Raw genomic sequence first — 8,528 nt, forward strand, 5'->3', positions numbered from 1 at the left:
GAGCCAGAATCGCGCAACGCTAGCATCCAATCATTGTTATTTTTAATCTATGTCTAGTTTTTTCATATCATCAATAATCGTATGCATGCTTGCTGATTCGGTTCCATTATAGTATTTTATCACTTTGCCTTCAGGGTTAACAAGGTAGAAGCGGGTACCATGTGTCACTTGGTCATCTCCCTCAGGTGGTTCAGCTAAAAGACTCTTAAATGATTTAATTGAAATTTCCTTAATCGTTTCAAAATCATACCCTGTTAAAAAAGTCCAGTTACTTAAATCAGCATCATAATCCTCAGCGTATTTCCTTAATGCTTCAGGTGTATCACGATCGGGATCAACAGAAAATGAGACGAGCTGAATTTTATCATCAAGTCCTTCTTCTTTCATCATATCTTGGAGATTCGACATATTTGTTGTCATCGGTAAACAAACAGTCGTACAATTTGTAAAAACAAAATCAGCTAACCAATATCCACCTTTTAAATCGTCTAAACTTAGTTTTTCATTATCTTGTGTTGTAAATTCAAAATCTAGAACTTCCTCATTCATATTGGTTTCAATATTCTCTTTACTACAAGCTGCTAATAACAGAGAAAGTACAATGAATAACATGACAAGTTTCAATCGCTTCATAATGATAAAACTCCTTTCAAAAAAATATATACCTTGACATTCACCAATCATACTAGCATGATGACCACTTCCTTACCATGGAAGCGCTCAATACGATAAACATAGCTTAACCATTAATGATGACAACAGCCACCACCTTTCATTTTCTCATCGAGGGCGGGAATCGCTTCATTAAATGAATAGACTTTCCCGCCAAACCCCTTCACAAACTTATCAGCATCTTCCTTTGATTCAAAAGATAGTACTTGCGGTTGACAACAAGCCGCTACGAGTGAAGTGTCCATCACATACCACGCAGATACAGCATTGATTGTTGTCTGTTTTAAAAAATCATGTGTGAGCGCTTGCATCACTTCGTCTCCTAATTGTTGGTGACGTATTAAACCACAATGAGAACAGCATGCCATTTCAATTTTGTTATTTTTTAAAATAATTCGATAAGCTAATCGTTCAGAAATAAGCCGGCGACAGATAACGCATGTATTATCTGGAATGTGTTCCTCAGTTGTTTCTTTAACAAGGGCTACACCACCAAATGTTTTCATAACAAAACCTTCGTCAATAAGCGGTTTTAAATCGCGATGAATCGTCATTTCAGAAACATCTAGAATCTCACTTAGCTCAGCGATTTTCATATGTTCCCTTTCCTTAAGTAATGCTTTGATTCGATTTCTACGTTCGATTGGTAACACCGTAACTCCCCCTTTGAACATACAAAGATGATGTTGGGTTCATTGGTTGAGCATAGCATGAATACCCATTTTCAATGATGGGATTTTCTTCTGTACACCTTGTAACCGCAACATCATCCTATATCACGTATACTGTGAAAACCACCGTATCATACTTAACAGAATCAAACAATTTATCACATCTATTTTATCAATATAAAGCGTTATTTTCAATGTGAGGATGTGAATGAACTTTGACAAATCCTGATTTATCAATATTTTCTGTTGGTCATCTATAAATATAAAATAATAAATAACAATAATGACATAAGAAAACTTCTTTAAAACAATCAGAAAATTATTGAATATAGCAATTGTTAATGATAAAATAGCAATTATAGATAGTATACAATTATACAAATGTACTTTATCTCATTATATAAAGGGGGTTTAAAAATGAAAGTCCGAGTGTAAACGCTTACATTTGGTAGGGATTTCTAAAAAATAATAGGGGGAATATGTTGTGAAAACAGTGAATCGATTTGTACCAGGATTAGAAGGAGTTATTGCGTCTGAGACAGGGATTTCATTTCTTGATACAGAGCAAGAAAAGATTATTATTCGGGGACATGAGTTAATCGAGTTATCCCACGAAAGAAATTATCTTGAGGTTTTGCATTTGCTTTTAGAGGGTGCATTGCCAAATGCTGAAGAAAAAGAAGCACTGGAAACAAAGCTAAAAGGAATGTACAATCTTCCAGATGAAATTTATCATATTTTAAAACGATTACCGAAAGAAACACATCCTATGGACGCCCTAAGAACAGGGATCTCCTGCTTAGCAGGTTATGATCAAAACTTGGAGGACACAAGTGTTAAGGCGAATAAAGAACGGGCTTATCTCATGATGGCGAAATTGCCGGCATTAGTAGCTAATAGTTATCATATTTTAAATGGAAAAGAACCAATCGAGCCACGTGCTGATTTATCATATAGTGCTAACTTCCTTTATATGATTACAGGAGAAGTGCCAACAGATACGGAAGTAAAGATTTTTGACAAGTCACTGTTACTTTATAGTGAACATGAAATGCCAAACTCAACATTTACAGCACGGGTGATTGCATCGACGTTATCAGATCTATACGGTGCTTTAACTGGAGCTGTTGCCTCGTTAAAAGGACCATTACATGGCGGCGCAAATGAAGCGGTTATGTATTCTCTTAGGGAAGTTGACTCAGCAGCAGGCTATGAACAATATATAATGAAAAAATTGAAGAACAAAGAAAAAGTGATGGGCTTTGGTCACCGAGTTTATATGAAAAAGATGGATCCACGCGCTCTTGTTATGAAAGATGCGCTTAAACAATTATGTGAATTAAAAGGCGATGATAAATTACTAGAAATGTGTGAAGCTGGAGAAAGGGTTATGGAAAGAGAGATTGGGATTTATCCGAACTTAGATTACTATGCAGCACCAGTTTACTGGTTGTTAAATATCCCAATACCATTGTATACACCGATATTTTTTGGATCACGTGCGGCCGGCTTGAGCGCACATGTTATCGAGCAACATGCAAACAATCGACTCTTCCGACCACGTGTCCAATACGTTGGCGAGTCTTATTGATAGCATCCTAATGATTTAAGATGATCACTAAACTTGATTCGTCTGCAAGGGAAATGAATCAAGTTTGCTCTTGTCTATTAGATGTAGCGGTCTATTAGACAGCTGTGTAACATCTTAAAATGGTCACCGTTGATTAGGCAATAACTCACCAACTATTACAGTTTATATACTGTAACTTTAACAGTATACAATATTTCAGTAAAAAAGAAAATCCAGGAAGTCATATACTTATGAATAACATAGTAAATCTAAGTAAAATGATCACATTTTAGTCGTTTATGATAAATAATGGATTGATTTCTGAGAAGAAGGTATGAATTCGATGAGCATATCGAAATCTGGTCGGGTTAAAGGATAAAGATAGATTCATATCGGATGGTTTGTTATTAAAATAGCTACAATCTTTTATCCCAAAATTTTGAGCAAGCGCTCAATCGATAAAAATATGTGGGGTAAATCCTTACGATTAGCCTTTTTATAAGGGTGGTGGGTACAGCTGGGGACGAATGGAATGTATGGAAAAATCCAACTAAAACCTAAGTAGTACCAGTACCCTAGCCCCACAGTTTAATTATAAGAGGCAGACTTACCGTTAATAAAGTGATATGGCGTGAAGAAGACTGACCACAACCGTAACTTTACCAACGAAAAGGGGTTGGATAAATGGAAGTTTTACAGTCAAAAGTGATTTTTCCAACAAGAGGGGAAACGGGAGAATTTTTTACAGCGAATCATTTAACAGAAGAAGAACAGATGATTTCACAAATGGTGTCACAATTTGTGGATGAAGATATATTGCCATACTTAGAACAAATTGAACAGCATGATTATCATCTCATTCGAGAACTATTTAAGGCGGCAGGTGAGCTTGGTTTAATGGGTGTTGAAGTTCCAGAAGATTACGGCGGCCTTGAATTAGGTAAAAAGATGTCAGGAATCATTGCTGAAAAAATGGGTTATGCCGCATCCTTTAGTGTTGCTTTCAATATTCATTCCGGGGTTGGCTTACTCCCATATGTGTATTATGGAACAGATGAACAGAAGCAAACGTTCATTCCGAAGTTAGTTTCAGGTGAATGGATCGGTGCCTATGCATTAACCGAACCAAATGCAGGGTCAGACGCGTTGGCTGCAAGAACAAAAGCGACCTGGGATGATGCAAAACAGTCTTGGATTTTAAATGGAGAAAAGCAATGGATCACAAATGCTCACATTGCACAAGTCTTCGTCGTATTTGCAAATACTGACGAAGGAATGACAGCCTTTATCGTGACGCGCGATCAAGAAGGCGTTTCAATCGGTCCAGAAGAGAAGAAGCTAGGAATTAAAGGGTCTTCAACGGCAACACTTATTTTAGACGGTGTCACCGTTCCGAGTGAACATATACTTGGAACCGTTGGCAAGGGTCATTATATCGCTTTAAATATTTTAAATGTCGCGAGATTGAAACTAGCATTTTCTAATATAGGTATGGCAAAACAAGCATTCGAATTAGCCATTCAATATGGAAAAGAACGTGAGCAATTTTCTACAAAACTTGTTGATTTTCCACTGATTCAAGAAAAAATTGCCGAAATGGCCATTGATATATATGGTGCGGAAAGCATGGCTTATTATACAGCGGGCTTATTAGAGCAGGTGACTGACCCGAATAATTTATCTAATTATGCGATGGATTGTGCGATGAACAAAGTCGCATGCTCCGAGATGTTGCACCATGTTGTTGATGAAGCTTTACAAATTCACGGTGGATATGGGTTTATGGAAGAATATGCTATTTCAAGAATGTATCGTGATGCGAGAATTAATCGTATTTTTGAAGGGACAAATGAAATTAACCGCTTAACGATTGTTAAAGCCTTTTTCAAACGTTATCAACAGAAGGAACGCATCGAAAAGGTGGAAGGAAGCGAACGACAAAGCCAATTTATTAACGCGTCTATCCATATATTAAATAAGATACTTGAAGAAATGCCAATCATGGACCGGAGTGCTCAAGATAAACATCAAGATCAATTACGCGTCCTTGCTGATTTGTTGACAGATATTTACCGTATGAAAGCTGTTTTTTATCGTGCACAATATGTTAAAAGTCCAGACTCTATTCACCAGTGGATGACGACTGCTATTTGTGAACAAGGTTTCCAAAGAGTTGTAACCGCTTCTAATGAATTAATCGCAGCATTAGAAATAGAAGATAATGTTCGCGAAGAGCTGTTTATAGCGGTTAAGAACATAGATATTCCGATGTTTCACAATTTATTTTTAATTAAAAGGAAAATTGCTAAATATATGATTGCCATTGGAAAATATAAAACATAAAAGTAAAAGATAAATAAGTGCCATGACAGTTATAATACGCTTCAAATAATATTTCCTGGGAAATTATTTGTCGAAATAAGAGAGGAGCGATGAAATGAACAAGATTGGATTTATCGGATTAGGTAATATGGGAATGCCCATGTCAACAAATCTGATTGAAGATGGTTATCAAGTGATTGGCTTTGATTTAAATAAACAAGCTGAAGAAGAATTTGTCAATGCAGGGGGTGAGATAAGGGAAAAGGTAGCCGATCTCGCAAAGGAATGTGATGTTGTATTAACAAGTTTGCCATCTTCTGAGGCTGTTGAAGCCGTTTTTCTTGGAGTTGATGGCCTAATCGCGCATAGTCATAAAGAAATCGTCCTCATTGATACGAGTACTGTCGCACCTGAAATGAATGAGAAAATTGCTGATGCTGCAACAGAAGCAGGGGTCGCATTTTTAGCTGCGCCAGTCAGTGGTGGAGTGATTGGTGCTGAACAGCGGACACTTACCTTTATGGTCGGTGGTTCTGAAAAAGTATTTAAGCAAGTGTTACCATTATTACAATGTTTAGGAGCGAATTGTTTTCACGTTGCTAAAGATATAGATAGTGGTACAACGGTTAAACTCATTAACAATTTATTAATTGGATTTTATACAGCTGGTGTAAGTGAAGCATTACAAATTGCTAATAAGAAAAATATCGATCTTGATCGACTTTTCGACATGCTAAATGTTAGCTATGGTCAAAGTCGTATCTATGAACGAAATTACAAAACATTTATCGCTGAACAAGACTATAATCCAGGATTTACAATTTCTCTCCTCTTAAAAGATCTCGGTTTTGCCATGGATTTAGCAGAGAAAAATCAGTTAAATTTACCTATAAGTAAACAGCTGTTAAAGCTATATAGAGAAGTAGAACAAGAAGGTTACGGTGACAAAGATATGGCCGTCTTATATGAAAGAGTAAAAAAACTATCAAGGAAGGGGATTGGATAGAATGATTGAAACTGAAGTAAAAGTTGTAAAAAATTATATTGGCAATCAGTGGGTAGATTCGAAAGGAACTGCAAAAGAAGTCGTGCCAAACCCAGCAACTGGTGAAACGCTTGCATATGTTCCTTTATCAACAGCGGATGATGTTGATAAAGCGGTAAAGGCAGCTTATGATGCATTTCCAAAGTGGGCAGAAACACCTGTGCCAGTTCGTACACGGCCACTTTTTAAGTATTTACAATTACTAGAAAGTGAAAAAGAAGAGTTAGCACAAATCATTACGCTGGAGAATGGTAAAACATTAACTGATGCCCGGGGCGAAGTGCAGCGTGGAATTGAAGTTGTTGAACTCGCCACATCCACACCGAGCATGATGATGGATGACGCACTTCCGAATATCGCCACAGGTATTGATGGTTCAATTTGGCGCTATCCACTTGGTGTTGTCGGGGGTATTACACCATTTAACTTTCCAATGATGGTTCCTTTATGGATGTTTCCTCTTGCCATCGCATGTGGAAATACATTTGTTTTGAAAACATCTGAACGCACACCATTATTAGCTGAAAAATTAGTCGATCTATTCTATGAAGCGGGTTTTCCAAAAGGAGTTCTTAATTTAGTTCACGGTGGAAAAGACGTTGTCAATCGTATGCTTGAACATCCAGACATTGAGGCTATTTCATTTGTCGGTTCCGAACCTGTTGCACGTCACGTATATCAAACAGGCACAGCCCACGGCAAGCGCGTTCAAGCATTAGCCGGAGCGAAAAACCATTCGGTTGTTATGCCTGACTGTCATTTAGAGAAAACGGTACAAGGGATTATCGGTTCGGCTTTTGGAAGTAGTGGTGAACGCTGTATGGCAACATCTGTCGTCGCAGTCATTGATGACATTGCTGATGAGTTTATTGAAACATTTGTCGCTGAAACGAAAAAGCTCAATGTCGGTGATGGTCGTTATGAAGCGAATTTTGTCGGACCACTCATCCGTGATTCCCATAAGCAGCGCGTGGTGAGTTATATTGAAAAAGGCATAGAAGAAGGCGCCGAGCTACTTGTCGATGGCCGTGAAAAAGGAGAAATCGCATCAAAAGAAGCAGGTGGCTATTATGTTGGTGCAACGATTTTTGACCATGTCAATCCGAATATGAGAATTTGGCAAGATGAAATCTTTGCACCTGTTTTAAGTATCGTCCGTGTTAAAAATCTTGATGAAGCAATCGCACTTACAAATAAATCTAAATTTGCAAACGGTGCTGTGATATATACATCAAATGGGAAACATGCCCAGACATTTAGAGATAAAATTGACGCTGGCATGGTAGGAATCAACGTCAATGTACCTGCTCCGATGGCTTTCTTCGCCTTTGCTGGCAACAAAGCATCATTTTACGGTGACCTCGGCACAAATGGCAAAGACGGTGTTCAGTTCTTCACAAGGAAAAAAGTCGTCACAGAAAGATGGTTTTAATATAAAAAGAGGCTGGGACAAAACCAGTCTTAAATGAGAAAAATTGCGGAATCAACATTAAAACGTTGTTTCCGCAATTTCTTTTTTGTTTCGGATTGTTAGGATTATTATTATTTTGGATTTTGGCGGTATACTTTCTTAAGTTTACCGCCATTAAGGCAAATGCTCATTCATTTTCTACTTTCGTTTTTTCTCTGACCGAAAATTGAGAGAATGACAAATTAGCCTTCAGGAATCCAAAAACTGGTTCAACATTTAATTTTGTTTTTTATATTTTTCATAATCAATTAGAGGATAAAATACAAAAAATCCATACTGGGAACGAGTAAAGTTCTCTACTCCACATGATTACGCCTAAATCTTAGAATCCATGCGGAGTAGGTAGTTCCACCCCTCATGGTTACACGCAAATCTTCAAAACCATGCAGAGTGGCTAGCTCTACCCCCCATGGTTACACGCAAATCTTTAAAACCATGCAGAGTGGTTAGCTCTACCCCTCATGGTTACGCTCAAATCTTCAAAACCATGCAGAGTGGTTAGCTCTACCCCACATGGTTACGCTCAAATCTTCAAATCCATGCAGAGTAGATAGCCCCACTCCGCATGGTTACGCGCAAATCTTCAAAACCATGCAGAGTAGATAGCCCCACTCCGCATGGTTACGCGCAAATCTTCAAATCCATGCAGAGTAGATAGCCCCACTCCGCATGGTTACGCGTAAATCTTCAAATCCATGCAGAGTAGATAGCCCCACTCCGCATGGTTACGCGTAAATCTTCAAATCCATGCAGAGTAGATAGCCCCACTCCGCATGG

General features: G+C 37.9%; 6 protein-coding genes and 1 pseudogene. 4 read left to right on the top strand and 3 right to left on the bottom strand.

Features of this window, described 5'->3' with window-relative positions; genetic code table 11:
• Positions 1-42: 42 nt before the first annotated feature.
• Both HNQ35_RS12125 and HNQ35_RS12130 read right to left on the bottom strand, forming a co-directional pair.
• Complete coding sequence (locus HNQ35_RS12125) at positions 43-633, bottom strand: SCO family protein (protein ID WP_174771687.1); 591 nt, start codon at positions 631-633, stop codon at positions 43-45.
• Positions 634-746: 113 nt separating this feature from the next.
• Positions 747-1,325 carry a DeoR family transcriptional regulator gene (locus tag HNQ35_RS12130; RefSeq protein WP_174771688.1) on the bottom strand — a complete coding sequence of 193 codons (579 nt, stop codon included), beginning with the start codon at positions 1,323-1,325 and terminating at the stop codon, positions 747-749.
• 502 nt (positions 1,326-1,827) lie between these two features.
• On the opposite strand from HNQ35_RS12130, the gene mmgD reads away from it, so the two are divergent.
• The 4 genes from mmgD (at position 1,828) to HNQ35_RS12150 (ending at position 7,712) form a co-directional block, all read left to right on the top strand.
• Positions 1,828-2,934 carry a citrate synthase gene (mmgD, locus tag HNQ35_RS12135; protein ID WP_146938606.1) on the top strand — a complete coding sequence of 369 codons (1,107 nt, stop codon included), beginning with the start codon at positions 1,828-1,830 and terminating at the stop codon, positions 2,932-2,934.
• Positions 2,935-3,597: 663 nt separating this feature from the next.
• Entirely contained in the window at positions 3,598-5,256 is a 1,659-nt protein-coding gene (locus tag HNQ35_RS12140; protein ID WP_146938607.1) for an acyl-CoA dehydrogenase family protein, read from the top strand.
• A 94-nt stretch (positions 5,257-5,350) separates the two neighbouring features.
• The gene (locus HNQ35_RS12145; protein ID WP_146938608.1) at positions 5,351-6,241 is read left to right on the top strand and encodes an NAD(P)-dependent oxidoreductase; all 891 of its coding nucleotides are present in this window, start codon (positions 5,351-5,353) and stop codon (positions 6,239-6,241) included.
• A gap of 1 nt (position 6,242) precedes the next feature.
• Positions 6,243-7,712, top strand: a complete 1,470-nt coding sequence (locus HNQ35_RS12150) for a CoA-acylating methylmalonate-semialdehyde dehydrogenase (protein ID WP_146938609.1) — start codon at positions 6,243-6,245, stop codon at positions 7,710-7,712.
• Here HNQ35_RS12150 and HNQ35_RS14300 read toward each other — a convergent pair.
• Positions 7,693-7,980 (bottom strand): annotated as a pseudogene (locus tag HNQ35_RS14300) (IS5/IS1182 family transposase); the annotation flags it as partial. The gene HNQ35_RS12150 and the pseudogene HNQ35_RS14300 overlap by 20 nt on opposite strands.
• Positions 7,981-8,528: the final 548 nt, after the last annotated feature.

This window comes from Cerasibacillus quisquiliarum (genome assembly GCF_014202495.1).
Lineage (GTDB): Bacteria > Bacillota > Bacilli > Bacillales > Amphibacillaceae > Cerasibacillus > Cerasibacillus quisquiliarum.